The organism is Sphingobacterium sp. UBA5789 (genome assembly GCF_002418355.1).
Lineage (GTDB): Bacteria > Bacteroidota > Bacteroidia > Sphingobacteriales > Sphingobacteriaceae > Sphingobacterium.
The window spans coordinates 628766-644747 of the sequence record NZ_DIDX01000004.1 but is presented as its reverse complement, the minus strand read 5'-3'; the positions used below and the strand labels follow the sequence as shown (position 1 = coordinate 644747).

Below are 15982 nucleotides of genomic sequence, written 5' to 3'. Positions count from 1 at the left end.
AAAATTAGAGTGTTTGTTATTTTCTTTTGATTTTTGAAAAAGGATTGAAGGATAGACCTATATTAAAATAGAATGCGGGATCTGGCTTTGTTTTGAAAATATAATCATCGAATGATTTTTCTTTTTCAAACACCCGGGCTGTAGGAACGATCCTCGCACCTGTTTTCGCTGCTATAATAAAATAATTGCCAAGCAGATGCTCATAGACAAATCCGGAATTGATATCCATCTGGCTATACTGGTATTTTTGGGAAGTACCATCTATATTATAGAGATAAAATGAAGTGCCATCCAATTCTGCACCTACAGAAACTCTTCCCTTACGGAAAACATGTTTTCGGAGCATTAGATTTCTTGGCAGGTTTATATCTGCAATGAATCCGTTATCAAATTCATGTTCATACAAAAAGGTTGGAATAATAGGGATTTGAGCACTGGGATCTATATTCCAAAGGAGTCCGACAGCCATTTTTGTTTGTCGGTTTGCCTTTAATATCATTGTACCCGTTACTAAACCTCTGACTCTCTCCAAATCCTTTTCGCTGCCATCTACCATTACGCTGGACGAGAAAATGGTCATTTTATTCCATAATCTGGCAAAGTAAGCCAGATTCAGGGATGTAAAATGTGTCTGATACTCATCCTTTTGTATAGCTTTATCTGAACCGGATGGATGTATAAGTTCGGATTCTGCCATGATATATCTGTATCCAACGGTTGTTCCCAATGCCCACTTCTGTTTTTTGATCAGATTCAGATTGACACCAACCCTTGCCTGTGAAAAATTGGTCATTTTTCTATCCGGAAGATTTTCAGCAGCTATCTGAGATGAGTAATTATAAGGAGTCAGATAGGAATACTCTGCATTAAAGGGTCTTAGTTCTGTAAATTTTAAGGCAGCATAAGCCAACGTAAGTTTCGTTATTTGTGCGTTTTTGGAAACACTATCTGCAGATTGGGCAAAAACCGTAGTTATGGATAAGATTGAAGAGAAAAACAATAATATTCGTATGCTGATGTTCATGTCTTAATAAATAAGGAGATTGATTTCAGAAGCAAAAAAAGCAGTTATAACAAAGCGGAAATGTGTTTTTATACGAAACGGACTGTTTTTTATACCAAATGGATATTGAAAGGCAGATTTGTATAATAAAAGTAGGCATTCGTATAATTTATATACCTTATGAGGTATATGTTTATATTTTTGTGGAGTTGATTTAATCCCGACAGCTTCTATGAGTTACAGACCGCAAAAGATGACAAATAATCAGGTTATTAATTTTATCGTTGATAAACGGTATAGTGTCTGGCGTCATATAGCTCTTCTGATCACGCTATTTTTACATCTCTATTATTCGACTTCCTTAGATGCTGTTAATCGGGATATTAGTTATCCGGGGCTGATAGCCGTATTTATTACGTTCACGATTATGTTTTACATTAACATATATCTGTTAGTTCCCGCCATATTTTTAAAAGCTGAATATGCTTTATATTTTTTATGTCTTGTCATTTTGGTCGTCGTAGGTCTTACCTCTCTGGTATTTATTTTCAATAATTATATTAAACCGGATGTAAGCATTAAAGAAAAGTTTGAAGTAAACCGCTTTTACAATGGGGCAGTCTTATCTATAATTATCATTCTGATAAGTACACTGATCAAACTGATGCAACGATGGGTAAAGGACAACGAACGCATAAAAGCATTGAGTAATCTGACACTTAGTATGGAATTAAATGAATTAAAAAATCAGATCAATCCGCATTTTCTTTTTAATATGCTCAATAACGTAAAGGCTTTAACCCGTACCAATCCGGAAGCGGCTTCTATGGTTATCATGAAATTGTCCGAATTTCTACGATATCAGTTATATGAAAATAATGACGATAAAACCCTTTTGGTGTCAGAAATCAACTTTTTATCCAATTTTGTAAATCTGGAAAAAATCAGGAGAGACAGCCTTTCTATCGATATACAGAATGATGTAGACCCCCGGATACTCAATGGCATTTTTATACCGCCCAACCTCTTCACCACCTTTGTTGAGAATGCTGTTAAGCACAGTCATAGCAGCGATAACGGACACGCCTATATCCATATTCACATCATGTCGGAGAACAACAGACTCAAATTTGTCTGTAAAAATTCTAAAACAGAAGATGATCAGAATCCGGACAAAACAAATAGCGGATTAGGACTGAATAATATTAAACGGCGTTTACAGTTGTTGTACGACAAACAATACAGCCTCGATATCCGGTCTTCTGATCATGAATATATTGTTAACTTAAGTATACCCGTATGAACTGTATAATAGTAGATGATGAACCTCTTGCCAGAGATGAAATGCAATCGCTGATTTCAGAGGTTTCTGAAATAGAAATATTGGGTAAATTTTCGAATGCCAGACAGGCACTTGATTTTTTAAAAGAGCAGCCTGTAGACCTGATCTTTCTGGATATACAGATGCCACTTGTTACAGGTATTGATTTTGCTCAGCAAATTTCCGGTCAGAGCCTGATTATCTTTACGACAGCTTATCCGCAGTACGCTTTGAAAAGTTATGAACTGGATGCATTGGATTATCTGTTGAAACCTATAGAGAAACTACGTCTGGAAAAAGCAATACATAAGTTTCTCAGTTATAAAAATCTTCTTTCGGATACAACGGTGAAAAATACAGTTGAGGCTAATACAGAAGATTTTCTGTTTATAAAATCAGAAAGAAGGTTTTACAAGATCTATTTTCAGGATATCCGGTTTGTAGAAGGCCTGAAGGATTATGTAGTTATTTACACTAAAAGCCAGAAACTGATTACAGCAATGAACCTGAAGATTATGCATCAGAAATTGCCGGTCAGGAGCTTCCAGCGTGTCAGTAAATCTTATGTAATCAATGTAGATTTTATAGATTCCTTTGATAACCATACCATTTATATGGATGAGAATGAAATTCCGCTGGGAGAGGTTTATAAAAAAGAATTCTTCGAACGGTATTTAGGAGGATCTCTTAATGCACAAAAATAATGCTCTGGATCTTTGTAGTATATTTTCACTGATTTCAGCGATATAATTCTAGTAAATGATTCCTTATCTTCGAAGATACGGTACATTAAAAATCAGAAAGATGTCCAGATTATATTTTATATTATTCCTGCTTCTCTTTACTTTTAGCCGTAGTGTCAATGCCCAGATTATTAGTGTAGGGTACAAGTATGAAGAGAAAAGTATGTTTCAGAGTACGGTTAACCTTCCCTTTCTGATGGATAAAAATAAGCCTTATGAATATATGGCGGGCATTGACTACACAACCAAAAATTCATTTGCTCCTTCAGGCATAGCTCCGCAGCTGACCGGGGGATATTATATAATAGACGATAAACATAAAAGTAATATTCTGTCTCTACAACTGAGCGCCGGATATCTTTTCGATCTGAATAAGAATTTTCAGAATCAGGTCCGGTTATCTCCTCATGTATACTTTGAACTGAACGGTATTTTTAATTTCAAAGCTGGGTATGACTTTTTTATGCCTCTGGAAAAAGGATATCCATATGTATCAATAGGTCTTGGCGGACTGCTTTCGCTCAGACATATGAATATAGGGTTCTGAAACCTTTTTTAGGTGGCTTCAGTTATGATCTGCTCAATGCGGATATGGCTTCTTTTCTCGTTTTTACAAAGTTGATACGACCTGTTTTATTGCTTTCATATATAAAATCCCGCAGGCTTTTACTGGAATATATTGAAAAATCACCTATGATTGCCATACGACCGCTGTAGGTAGAGAATTTCTGTAGAATATCACCTGCAATACCCGTTTTGAGATCAAAAAAATCCGGATGTACATGTGCTGCAGTAATTATAACGCTGTCTGCATCCTGATACTTACAGTTCATGATAAGCTCCAGGGCATCCTGTGCCGTACTTATTTCTATGTTATCAGATTGTAATTCTGCTATTCGGATTTCGTTGCTCGTTATAAAGTCTATATTCATATCCTATAAGGGTTGCTTTAACTTCTGATATATTTTGGAAATCAGGGTCAAAACAAATATAGTCATCTTCGGGCATAATGTTCTTCGGAGAAGATTATACTAAAAATCATCTTATTCATTACAAATAAGATGATCTGAATTGTACTATATAAAAATTATTTCTGTTGTGCTTCTGCCCAGGCTTTAAATTGTGTGATCGCTTTGCTCAACACGCCCGCCGATCCTTTAAATTTTCCGGAACCACTGGGAACATTTCCTTTTCCATACCATTCGTAAAATCCCTGAGTCCGGATGACCCGTTCCAGCATGGGGCGAACTTCTGCATAGGCTTCATGGGCAAATCCATTTGCGATGAGTTGCTGGATCATTCGCCCTCCAAACCATGTCCAGTCACCGCCATTCTGATATATATAGGCTCTTGACATATCTCCTCTGAAAAATCCTTCAGGATAAGTCGGATACAAGGTTAGCCCTATACTCGGCATTCCTGACAAGCGTACGTTTTCAACCATTTGCTTGTTGACGACAGCTATTTCTTTTTTGGAGAGTACGCCGGCTTCTATTGCTATAGCGGTCCCGCCGTGATAATGAATCTTGTTTTCATCAAATCCATCAGGCAGAGGTGACTTTCCGGGATAGATATGAGGGATGAATTTTTGATTTTTTGTATCCCAAAGGTGTTTTCGGATATTAGTATGAATAGATTTTTGCAGCTTTTTCCACTGCGCTACTTCGGGAGCCTGCGGAGCAATACTACATAAGTCTCTTAAAGCAATAATCAGCATAGCATTATCATATACATCTATAGCTTCATTGGAAAGCTCATTCCAGTCACATCCAAAGTTATCATGTGGCTGCACATCTCCCCAGTCCGCGGTCATAGCACCATATAACAATCCATATTGTTTATTGTAGCGTTCACGCAGAAGGTAGTCTATCATTTTATTCATGCGGGCGAGTACAGTTGTTCCCGCTACATTTTCCTGCAGGATACCATCGTCACCTGTTTTGCGGATGTATTTACATACAAGTTGTATCAGAGAAGTTTCCTGATCCGTTTCCACTGTATTCTTAAACCCTACATGACCCGGAGCCGCTGCTGCATAATAAGGGGTGTCATCATTCCATGTAAAATCCTTTTTCAGTACATATCCGTCTACCATTTCGTCGTTAGGTTGCTGCAGAGCGAAGAATAGCAATATAGCTCCTCTGACATCTTCTTTAGAACGTTCTTCCAAAGCTGTTTCAATAAAAGTATTGAGATCTCTTGCCCATATCTGCGAGTAACCACTTCCGGCATTAAATCCTTCTTTTATGACCGAGCGGGCCAACTTATCTACATGTGTCAGGGAGGTGTCAGCCAGAATAGCAGCTGATAATTTTTGATTTTCCAAGTGTTTGCGGGAATGACAGCCTGTCAACAAAAACAGACCGCACAGCCAATAAAGCATAGTATTCATAATGGTGTATAAAGTTATATGTATATACATGCAATGATACGCATAATTGTAAGATAAGCAAGTGATGATTTGTAATAAAAGTATTGATACATTAAAATAATGAAGTTTTGTAAGGCTTTTATATATAAGATAAGTATTTAATATTTTTATTATTCGGAATAATAAAATATATTTGCTTTTATATGTATATACATTTTGATTTAATTAATCATATCTACATACACGTCAGAAATTATAAATTATGAAATATCCATGTAGTACAGACTGCACAAACAAGAATGAATATAGTTTGGATATTCTAAATGACCATTGAAAATCAAATACATATGAAATATATATTTATCACCATATTGTCAGTCTGCACCTTTGTTATTCAGGTATACGGACAAACTGCCGAAAAGCCTGTACGTTATGTAAATCCAAATATTGGTACAGCACATAGCCGCTATTTCTTTTACACACCTGCAGCTTTACCATTTGGGATGGCCAAATTAGCGCCCAGTACAAATGGAAGTTATGGGAATGCCTCCGGATGGGAAGCCGTCGGATATGATGAACGACACGAATCTATTGCAGGTTTTTCCAATTTTCATGAATTTCAGATTGGGGGTGTAGTATTTGCACCTACTGTAGGAAAGGTAAAGACATATCCCGGAGTATTGGAAGATCCGCATTCGGGTTACAGATCGGCATTTGACAAAAAAGATGAATTCGCTACTGCCGGTTATTATCAGGTCGGGCTAAAGGATTATGGAATTAAAGCGGAATTAACGGCCACAGCACGTGTGGGATTCCATCAGTATACTTTTCCAAAGACAGATTCTGCCAATATTATCTTTGACATTGGTCACAAGATGGGAGAGAGTGGACCTGTGCTGGACGCTCAGGTAAACTATGAAGGCAACCATATTTCAGGTTATGTGGTGACTAAACCGGTATATGTAAAGAAGTATCAGGAATCGGCCACAGTGACGATGTATTTCTATGCAGAAATAGATAAGACACCTGTAGCCTACGGTACATTTACAGACAGTACAACATATGCCGGAGAGAAAGAAAAGAGTGGAAAAGGAGCAGGACTCTATCTGGTGTTCCATACAAGGGAAGGGGAGGCTATCGGTATTAAAACCGGACTTTCTTATACATCGATTGAAAATGCCAGAATAAATCTGATAAAAGAGGCTAAAGATCTTTCATTTGATAAAGCCAAAGAGCAGGCTTTAGATAAGTGGAATACCGCATTGTCACGCATCACCGTAAGCGGAGGTAAAGAATCAGACCGCATCAAATTTTATACAGGTCTATATCATGCATTGTTAGGCAGAGGGCTCGCCAGCGATATAAATGGTGCTTATCCCCGGAATGATGGCGGAGTGGGCCAGATAGCACTTCGTAAAAACGGAGAGCCTGTACATCATCATTACAATACGGATGCGATATGGGGAGCTTTCTGGAATCTGACACAATTGTGGGCGATTGCTTATCCGGAATATTATAACGACTGGATTCAAAGTCAGTTACTGGTCTATAAAGATGCAGGCTGGCTGGGAGACGGCATCGCAAACAGTAAATACGTATCCGGAGTGGGAACAAACTTTACGGGATTAGCCATCGCTGCTGCTTACAATATCGGCATACGGGATTATGATGTAGAACTGGCATATGAAGCAGTCCGCAAAAATGAACTTGTATCTGATGGGCGTATACCCGGTGCAGGTAAATTAGATGTAGGCGTATTTGTCCGTCAGGGGTATTCACCTTATCTCATAGATAAATCAGACAGCCCTGAACTCATGGTGCAAGGTTCGCCATTCGGAGCCTCGCATACCCTGGAATATGCTTTCTCCGCTTACGCCGTTGCTCAGTTTGCCAAGGCTTTAGGAAAAAATGAGGATTACCGGACACTGAACAGATTATCCAAAGGCTGGAAGCAACTGTATGACCCAACAACCAAGTTTATACGACCTAAAGACGTTAACGGACAGTTTATAGATAAATTCAATCCTTATGAATCCTGGAGAGGATTTCAGGAAGGTAATGCCTGGCAATATACATTCTATGTACCACACACTCCCGAAGAACTGGTATCCCTTGTGGGGAAAGAAACATTTAATAAACGACTGGACAGTATTTTTACGATCTCCCGCAAGAATGTATTCGGAGGAGGTACACATATCGATGCTTTTGCAGGTATTGAAGGATTATATAACCACGGCAATCAGCCCAACTTACATATCTCCTGGCTATTTCATTTTGCAGGAAGACCAGATCTGAGCCAAAAATGGGTACGGGCCATATGTAATGAATTTTACGGAACAGATGGCGTACATGGCTACGGCTACGGACAGGATGAAGATCAGGGGCAATTGGGAGCATGGTATGTATTATCAGCAATGGGTCTGTTTGATGTCAAAGGACTAACCGCTCCGGATGCCTCTTTGCAGATCGGCGCACCCTTATTTGACCAGATAAAGATTCAGTTACCTGAAGCTATACGTCAGAAACCTTTTACGATTACTACCCACGGGCAGAATCCGCAAGCAATTTATATCAACAATATGAACCTCAACGGAACAGTACTTAAAAAGCCTGTACTGCGCTTTGAAGAACTGCGCAAAGGCGGTCAACTGGATATTTACCTCAAAAAGTAATAATAAATCTTGACATCATGCTGATTCCGGATGATATATCTCGGAGGGAGGAAAATAATTGTTATTTTGAGCAAACGATTGAGTTGGTTTAAAAACGCACTTTATGCTATTTTCAGGCATTTTATCGCCAGAATATTACATTTAACAGATGGCTTAAGACGTTTTATTGCTCTATTTTAGGCATATCTTATTCCAATAAATTATGAAAAAAATAGTACCTCTGTTGTTACTCATAATGGGTAGCTACGCCACTCTACAAGCTCAGTCCGCTGCAAAACTTAAAGAAACCTATAAAGAACTAAGCGTCTTTTCAGATCCTTTGGCTACGCAATTAAGAAAAGGAATTAAACGTGCTGATATTGCCAAAATTACAGATCCGCAGATCCGTAAGGTCGCAGAACAATTGCAGACAGGCAAATACGATAAAAATTACAGATTAGCTTCCTACCATGCCATTTTATCACCAAGCGAGCTTGGGGAACAATTGTCTATCGGCGATGGATACAGTAAATATCAGAATATTACAGGCATTTATTTGCCAATCGGCAAACAAACCATCCTTGTAGATGGAATTTCCCATGATAATCATATTAAATTAGTTGTTCCAAACTGGGACAGACATGCTCCGCAGGGAATAGACCCGACCGATGATCCTAAAGGATGGGGAATAGAAAAACAGGAGTTTGACCTGCGTAACGGAGTGAACCTTGTAGATATTAAAAATTTCGGAGGATTGGCATATATCACTTACTTTTCGGATAAGCCAAAAGAACAAAGTCCTATACAGGTTCACTTTTTGAATGCAGCTGTAAATGGCTATTTTGATATTAGTAAACACAATGATCAGGACTGGAACAATCTGGTCGATCATGCAGTCTATCCTATAGTGGATGCTGTTGGAAAACATATACAAATAGCTTATCCAACGGAAGCAATTAAGAAGTATGCATATGGTAAAGGTGTGGAACTGATCAGTAATTATGATTCATTGGTCTATCGTCAGCACCGTATATTGGGATTGATTAAGCACAACAGAGTGCCTGAAAACAAGATCCTTTCCCGTGTCAATTACAACTACTATATGTTCCGTGACGGAGACGGAGTGGCATATATGGGAGATAAACCCGGGTATGCAATGGCGATGGTCGTAGATCCTGCAAGTGTAATAAAGGGAGATCCTTGCTGGGGATTCAGTCATGAAGTAGGACATGTGCATCAGACGCGCCCGTACCTCAGCTGGGGTGGTCTTGGAGAAGTGAGTAACAATATTTTTTCCTTGTACGTGACGACCTCATTTGGTAATAAAAGTCGCCTTTCAGAACAAAAGAACTATGACAAAGTTCGTAACGAACTGTACGGAAAAGGTAAAAGTTACCTTCAGGATCCAGATGTATTTAACCAGCTGGTCCCTTTCTGGCAATTGCAGTTATATTTTGCCGGACAAGGTGTAAATCCTGATTTTTATCCTGATCTTTTTGAAGCTTTCCGCCAGCAGGCAGCTGTTGATCTGACTCAAAACAGAAGAAACAGAAGAAGTAATTTCATGGATAGAGGAAAGAATCCGGCCGTATACCAGCTCAATTTTGTAAAGACTGTTTGCGAAATTGGTAAAGTAGATTTAACAGAATTCTTTGATGGATACGGATTTTTCTATGTCGGCAACTTTGAGATGGATGACTATGGTAAATATAATTATGAAATGACGCAGGCAATGGTAGACGAATGCAAAGCAGCTATACGCAACATGAATCTTCCGAAACCAAAAACTGATCTTTCTCTATTAAAAGATTAGATTAAAGATTCCTGCTAAGGCTCATTTTCTAACGGAATAAAAAAGGGCGCTGAAAACAATTCAGCGCCCTTCCTATATTATACTTCCATATCTTTTCGATATTCTCTCGGACTTTTTTGCATAATCATTTTAAAGAACTTATTGAAATTCGTTAGGTTCTGATATCCGCTTTGGTAACAAATCTCTGAAATAGAAAGTTGTCTGTTCATGAGTAATTTACAGGCATGACCGACTCTCATTTCATTGACAAATTTAGAGAAGGACTTTTGTGTATGTCTTTTAAAAAAACGACAAAAAGCATTGGGTGTCATATTGACTATTTCTGCTGCCACACTTAGGGAAACTTCATCTCTGAAGTTTTGCATCACATAGATATATACGTTATTGATCCTGTTGGTATCCTGTTCTCCAAATGTAGGCTTGTAGCCAATAGATGCCAGATTTTCACATTCACTCGTTTGATGAAGGAGTTCAATGAGATTCAAAAAGCCTGTGATTCTTGAAAAACTCTGTTTATCAACAAGAGATTTGATTTGATGACTGGCTTTTTCTAATACTTCTCCATAGAAACGTAATCCTCGCTGAGCTTTTTTTATAAAATGCTGCATAGAATGGATAGTCGACTGATCATCTGTCAAGGTAAGCAGAAAATCTGCCGGAAAATAGATCACAATAGCTTTTGCACGCTCTTCATGCATAGGATTGAGAAATACATCATCATTTCGCCAGATATGGGGAACATTTGGTCCCATTAATACCATATCTCCTGCCTCGAAAGAAGCGACATGATTTCCCACTATACGCTTGCCGTAACTTTCTAAGATCAATACCAGTTCACATAGCTCATGAAAGTGAAGAGGATTACTCAAGAAGTTCTGATCTACAAGTTTGATATGAATGGTTTTTTCACTGGGCGGTGACAATTCGATGAATTGCGCTTTCATAATCGGTTATCGTTTATAATGATATCAAATATAACCAATTAAAGGTTTTAGTTAAACAATAATGATCGTTATTATTGTAACAAAACCATATATGGGAGTAAAAAGTTTTATTTTATGTGTATCGGGTTTTAGTTTGCTGCTTGTGTACCTTCTACCTTTGGTTGAACTGATTTTTTGGAAATATAAAGCGTTGTTTCCGGACAAGGTCAGATTTTGTAAAGGATAAATTCAGTACCCAAAAAAATGATTCCGATGAAAATATACGAAACCATTAGTCCGACATGGAAAACAGATAAAGAACTGTTTGAACGGATCCGCAGCGAGCTCTTTACGGCAGTGGTAGGGGATGTGATGGATCAAATGGGATTATATCATCAGTTTTTACCTCCGGATATTCGTGCTCTTCGTAGTGATATGATAGTTGTAGGCCGCGCCATGACTGTTTTAGAAGCGGATGTATCCTCACAGGGGAAAACGATATCCCGCAATCCGGTATTAGCCAGTGCATTCGGTTGTATGCTGGAAGCCCTCGATGATCTCAGAGAAGATGAGATCTATGTCTGCAGCGGCTCTTCTCCGGATTACGCAGTATGGGGAGAGATTATGAGTGCCCGTGCAATACAATTAAATGCTGCAGGAGCAATTCTAAATGGGTATTCCAGAGATACAAATGGTATATTAGCACTAAATTTTCCTTGTTTCTCATTAGGCAGCTATGCACAGGATCAGGCGCCCCGTGGAAAAGTAATAGACTGGAGAGTACCTATCTGTATAGGTAAGGCTCAGATTGAAGATGGAGATCTTTTGTTTGGAGATATAGATGGTGTATGTGTAGTACCAAAAACACAGGAAAAGGAAATATTGACCCGGGCATTTGAAAAAGCCAGAAGTGAAAAGGTCGTCTTTCAGAAAATAACTGAAGGAATGGCTGCAAAAGAGGCATTCGAGAAATACGGAATTATGTAAACCTATGAAAGTAAATACAATAGCAGTATGGGTAATGATTTGTGCATTTGTTTCGGTGACAAAAGCCCAACAGCTTAAAACACGAACATATCTGCCTCCGATTCCGGCAGCAGTGACAGGTACAGATCAGCCCAGCCTATCGCTGAATGGCATGTGGAATTTCCGGTCAGACCAATCCTCAACATCAGCAATCAATGTCCCCGGTGAATGGGAAATGCAGGGTTATCATATTTCACCAGGAGAAAAGGCGATCTATGAGAAAGAATTCACTCTTCCTGCCTCATGGGTAGATAAACGTGTGTTAGTCCGCTTTGATGGAGTGAGTTCACATGCTGTAGTCAAGGTAAATGGTATCATGATAGGAGAGCACGAGGGAGGATTTGTAGCCTTCCATATGGATCTGACTTCAGCTATAAGACCCGGCAAGAATATACTTACGGTGGAAGTACAGGCAAATACGATCAGTGATATATTAGGTTGTGTCTCTCAGTATGCAGCTCATACAGTCGGCGGTATATTGAGGAAAGTGACATTATTTGCTCTTCCACAAGTTTACATTTCAGATCTGGATGTAAACAGTAGCTTTGACAGCCAGTACAGACATGCTAAACTTGACTTAAGTACGCGTATTATGAATCATACCCGTTCTATACAAGACGCAGGCATAAGGTACACACTGAAAGACAAGGAAGGAAAAGTGGTCTTTGTAAAGAATATTTCTGAAAAAGCTCTTAAAGCGCTGACATCAGAGCAGCTGGCTGTACGTGTAGCTGTAGATAAACCTCATCACTGGACGGCAGAAACTCCATATCTCTATGAGTTGACGACAGAATTGCTGAATGATCGTCATGCGATTCAACGCAATGTACAGAAAGTAGGTTTCAGAGAAGTAAAGATAGCCGGCAATCAATTACTGATCAATGGTAAACCTGTAAAATTAAAAGGCGTAAACCGGCATAGCGTTCATCCGCTGCTCGGCAGAGCTTCTGACCCGGAACTGGATCGCAAAGATGCAGAGCTATTTCTGGCTGCTAATCTCAATTATATACGCACTTCACATTATCCGCCTTCTGAAGAATTTCTTCATGCAGCAGATGAATTAGGCTTGTACGTAGAGAGTGAATCCGCATTAAACTGGATCCAGCATCATGCTTCACCAATCTGGCAACACTGGGATTATCAGGATCCTAAGTTTTTACCACTGATGATACAGGCCAACAGAGAAAATGTAATGACGAATAAAAAGCATCCTTCTGTTATTCTGTGGTCGCTGGGAAATGAATCCAGATGGAGCAATTTATGGGCTGAAGTCAATAAAACTGTTAAACTTCTGGATAAAAGCAGACCGACCAGTTTTCATGACCAGACATGGGGAGGATTCAATAACGCAGGCAGTAAGGCAGATATAGCCAATTATCATTATCCTGGCATCGACGGACCTGCAAATACAGATACGATCTCCTGTCCCACACTTTTTGGAGAGTATGCACATTTGTCTACATACAACAGAAGGGAATTGCTTACTGATCCCGGAATAAGAGATCTGTTTAACGCACCCATGCGCAGTTTCTTTGATTCTATATACGTACATAAGGGTAATCTTGGGGGAGCGATATGGAGTGGAATAGATGACACATTTCATCTCCCTGATGGAAGAATTGCAGGTTACGGACCATGGGGACCTTTAGATGGCTGGAGAAGAACAAAGCCGGAGTACTATGGTATAAAGAAAGCTTATTCACCGGTAAGGGTACTGAATATGCAGCGAACAAAAGACGGAGTAATGTGCACTGTTCAGAATCGTTATGATTTCTGCTCTCTTGAAGATATTAAGATACTGGCCGTTATTGACGGAAAAGAAATACGGCTGAAATCATCAATAAAACCACATAACACAGGTCAGATCCTTATTCCACAAGCTAAAGACGCTGATACCGTTGAGATTATGTTTACGGATCCGAGAGGATTTGAAATTGAACATGAGATATTCACAGATAAGAAGCCGGTTCAGGTAGCCCATGTGTACAAATCCTTGTCTTTAAAAGAAGATTCTGCATTTATTTATATTACCCAGGGAAATATAGATTATACGATCAGCAAGACATACGGAGTGATTACTACAGTCCGTAAAAATAAGGAACTGATCCTCACCAAAGGGCCCTCTTTAGCCATTATAGCCGCAAATACAGAAGATGGAGGCAAACCTAATGTAGCAGGAGAAACCTATCAGAATAATATCTATCCGCTCAAACATTATCCCTTATATACTTTATTTGCAAAAAATGTATCTGTAGAAAATAAAACAGACAGTATCCTTGTCAACCTCAACCTTTCCTATCAACAAGGGGAAGGAAATCAACAGTTTGTCTTTACGAAAGATGGCTTTTTAAAAGTGAGATATGAAATGGAGAATAAAAAAAGTGATATCCAGGTCTATCAGTATGGATTAATGATGGAACTTCCTCTCACTTTTGATGAACTTACCTGGCACAGAGAAGGCCCCTTCAGTTATTATCCAAAGGATCATATCGGTCGGAATAAAGGGTTTGCAAAACTTAACGCAAATAACATATATGAAGTTGAAGCACATGGAAAACCTTTAGCAAGAGACTGGAAGGATGATGCCAATACATTGGGATCCAATGATTTCAGGTCTACAAAAGCCAACATCATCTCTGCCGAACTGAAACACAATACACAAAGTACAGTAAAAGTAATGTCCAATGCTAAGCAGGCATCCCGAAGCTGGAAACAGGATGAACACATCCAATGGCTGATTGCAGACTATACAAATAACGGATCAGAACCTTTTTACGGAAGTCCGCATAGTTCGGGACGTCTTACACTCCGAAAGGGTGATAAAATTAAAGGAATGCTCTTGCTGAAAATTGATTAGGAAAGTGTAAATTACAAGGATGAAGGCATCCTCATAAGTTGATCTTCTTCTCTGTTTCGAATGTATTAAGAGCAGATACAAAATATATGCATAAACCTGTTTAAATGAAGATAGTAGATGTTAAAGTCTGGTTGGTGGAAGGAGTAAAATACAACTGGACATTGCTGAAAATATATACTGACACCGGACATACAGGTGTAGGAGAAGCCACCAACTGGCCAGGAAGTCCCATTGTTTTTGAGGCCGCAAAGCATGCGGGTCAACGGATCATCGGACTGGATCCTATGCGGACCGATTTTATATGGACCAAACTGTATCGTGATCTGAACTGGATCGGACCTTATGGTGCCAGTATGTGTGCTATAAGTGGAATAGATATGGCATTACTGGATTTAAAAGCTAAAGTCCTCGGTGTACCCTGTTATGAACTTTTGGGAGGTGCTTTCAGGAAAGATATTCTGTTATACGCTAACTATTGGTTTACAGGTGGCGGGCATAATAAGGCAGACTATGCTGCTCAGGCATTGAAAGTGAAAGAAGCCGGTTTTACCGGACTCAAGTTCGATCCGTTTGCACACACTAATTATTTATATGGAGAGGACCTTTCATCTAATCTGACACTGACATCTGAGCAGCAGGATCTTGCATTCGAGGTCAGTAAAGCCGTTCGTGAAGCCGTGGGGCCGGATTTTGATATTATGATCGAAACACATGCTATGCTCAACTTTCGGGTCGCAGTCAAGATGGCCGAACGCCTGTCTACTCTGGATATCACCTGGTATGAAGAGCCCGCCGGTCCGGAAAACGCAGATACATTAAGAGCTATGCGAGAGAGAATTCCTTCCAGTGTTTCTATCTGTGTTGGAGAACGGCACTACACCAGACATGGTATTCGTCCGGTACTCGAAAAGAATGTTTGTGATATGATGATGCCCGATATTACACGCTGTGGCGGCCCTTCAGAGATGAAACGTATGGCTACAATGATGGAAGCATATAATGTGCTGCTGGCTCCTCATAATCCCAATGGTCCGCTGTCAACGCTGGCAAGTGCCCATGTATGTGCTGCAATACCAAACTTCTTCAGACAGGAATTTATGTTTAATGATGTCCCATGGCGGGATCAGGTTATCGATCAGCCTATAGCGGACATGATCAGCAACGGAGTATTGACACTTAGCGATCGACCGGGACTTGGAGTTGATCTGGTAGAAGAAGAAATGCTGAAACATCCCGGTATTCTCGAACCCAGATCTGGATTTTACGTATAGACA

The 15982-nt window shown here is 39.4% G+C and carries 12 protein-coding genes; 8 read left to right on the top strand and 4 right to left on the bottom strand.

The window, feature by feature from the left end:
* Window positions 1-16 precede the first annotated feature (16 nt).
* On the bottom strand, window positions 17-1024 hold the full coding sequence (locus B4B65_RS12080; protein WP_293915843.1) for a DUF6268 family outer membrane beta-barrel protein: 1008 nt from the start codon (window positions 1022-1024) through the stop codon (window positions 17-19).
* Window positions 1025-1235: 211 nt separating this feature from the next.
* Here B4B65_RS12080 and B4B65_RS12075 point away from each other — a divergent pair, with 211 nt between their 5' ends.
* The 3 genes from B4B65_RS12075 to B4B65_RS12065 all read left to right on the top strand — a co-directional run bounded on the left by B4B65_RS12075 (window position 1236) and on the right by B4B65_RS12065 (window position 3614).
* On the top strand, window positions 1236-2306 hold the full coding sequence (locus B4B65_RS12075) for a sensor histidine kinase (protein ID WP_293915842.1): 1071 nt from the start codon (window positions 1236-1238) through the stop codon (window positions 2304-2306).
* Window positions 2303-3028, top strand: a complete 726-nt coding sequence (locus tag B4B65_RS12070; RefSeq protein ID WP_293915841.1) for a LytR/AlgR family response regulator transcription factor — start codon at window positions 2303-2305, stop codon at window positions 3026-3028. Before B4B65_RS12075 ends, B4B65_RS12070 begins: the two co-directional genes overlap by 4 nt.
* A gap of 100 nt (window positions 3029-3128) precedes the next feature.
* Complete coding sequence (locus B4B65_RS12065; protein WP_293915840.1) at window positions 3129-3614, top strand: hypothetical protein; 486 nt, start codon at window positions 3129-3131, stop codon at window positions 3612-3614.
* 22 nt (window positions 3615-3636) lie between these two features.
* On the opposite strand, the gene B4B65_RS12060 is transcribed toward B4B65_RS12065, so the two are convergent.
* Complete coding sequence (locus B4B65_RS12060; RefSeq protein ID WP_293915839.1) at window positions 3637-3999, bottom strand: DUF4180 domain-containing protein; 363 nt, start codon at window positions 3997-3999, stop codon at window positions 3637-3639.
* A gap of 155 nt (window positions 4000-4154) precedes the next feature.
* The gene (locus B4B65_RS12055) at window positions 4155-5459 is read right to left on the bottom strand and encodes a hypothetical protein (RefSeq protein WP_293915838.1); all 1305 of its coding nucleotides are present in this window, start codon (window positions 5457-5459) and stop codon (window positions 4155-4157) included.
* Window positions 5460-5785: 326 nt separating this feature from the next.
* Between B4B65_RS12055 and B4B65_RS12050 the strand changes: the two genes are divergently transcribed.
* Both B4B65_RS12050 and B4B65_RS12045 read left to right on the top strand, forming a co-directional pair.
* Window positions 5786-8110, top strand: coding sequence for a GH92 family glycosyl hydrolase (locus B4B65_RS12050; RefSeq protein ID WP_293915837.1), 2325 nt, complete (start codon window positions 5786-5788; stop codon window positions 8108-8110).
* A gap of 202 nt (window positions 8111-8312) precedes the next feature.
* Complete coding sequence (locus B4B65_RS12045; RefSeq protein WP_293915836.1) at window positions 8313-9902, top strand: M60 family metallopeptidase; 1590 nt, start codon at window positions 8313-8315, stop codon at window positions 9900-9902.
* A gap of 77 nt (window positions 9903-9979) precedes the next feature.
* On the opposite strand, the gene B4B65_RS12040 is transcribed toward B4B65_RS12045, so the two are convergent.
* Window positions 9980-10846 carry an AraC family transcriptional regulator gene (locus tag B4B65_RS12040; protein ID WP_293915835.1) on the bottom strand — a complete coding sequence of 289 codons (867 nt, stop codon included), beginning with the start codon at window positions 10844-10846 and terminating at the stop codon, window positions 9980-9982.
* A 252-nt stretch (window positions 10847-11098) separates the two neighbouring features.
* Here B4B65_RS12040 and B4B65_RS12035 point away from each other — a divergent pair, with 252 nt between their 5' ends.
* The 3 genes from B4B65_RS12035 to B4B65_RS12025 all read left to right on the top strand — a co-directional run bounded on the left by B4B65_RS12035 (window position 11099) and on the right by B4B65_RS12025 (window position 15979).
* Window positions 11099-11812 carry an RraA family protein gene (locus B4B65_RS12035; protein WP_293915834.1) on the top strand — a complete coding sequence of 238 codons (714 nt, stop codon included), beginning with the start codon at window positions 11099-11101 and terminating at the stop codon, window positions 11810-11812.
* Between the two features lie 4 nt (window positions 11813-11816).
* The gene (locus B4B65_RS12030) at window positions 11817-14708 is read left to right on the top strand and encodes a glycoside hydrolase family 2 TIM barrel-domain containing protein (RefSeq protein WP_293915833.1); all 2892 of its coding nucleotides are present in this window, start codon (window positions 11817-11819) and stop codon (window positions 14706-14708) included.
* 104 nt (window positions 14709-14812) lie between these two features.
* The gene (locus B4B65_RS12025) at window positions 14813-15979 is read left to right on the top strand and encodes a mandelate racemase/muconate lactonizing enzyme family protein (RefSeq protein ID WP_293915832.1); all 1167 of its coding nucleotides are present in this window, start codon (window positions 14813-14815) and stop codon (window positions 15977-15979) included.
* Window positions 15980-15982: the final 3 nt, after the last annotated feature.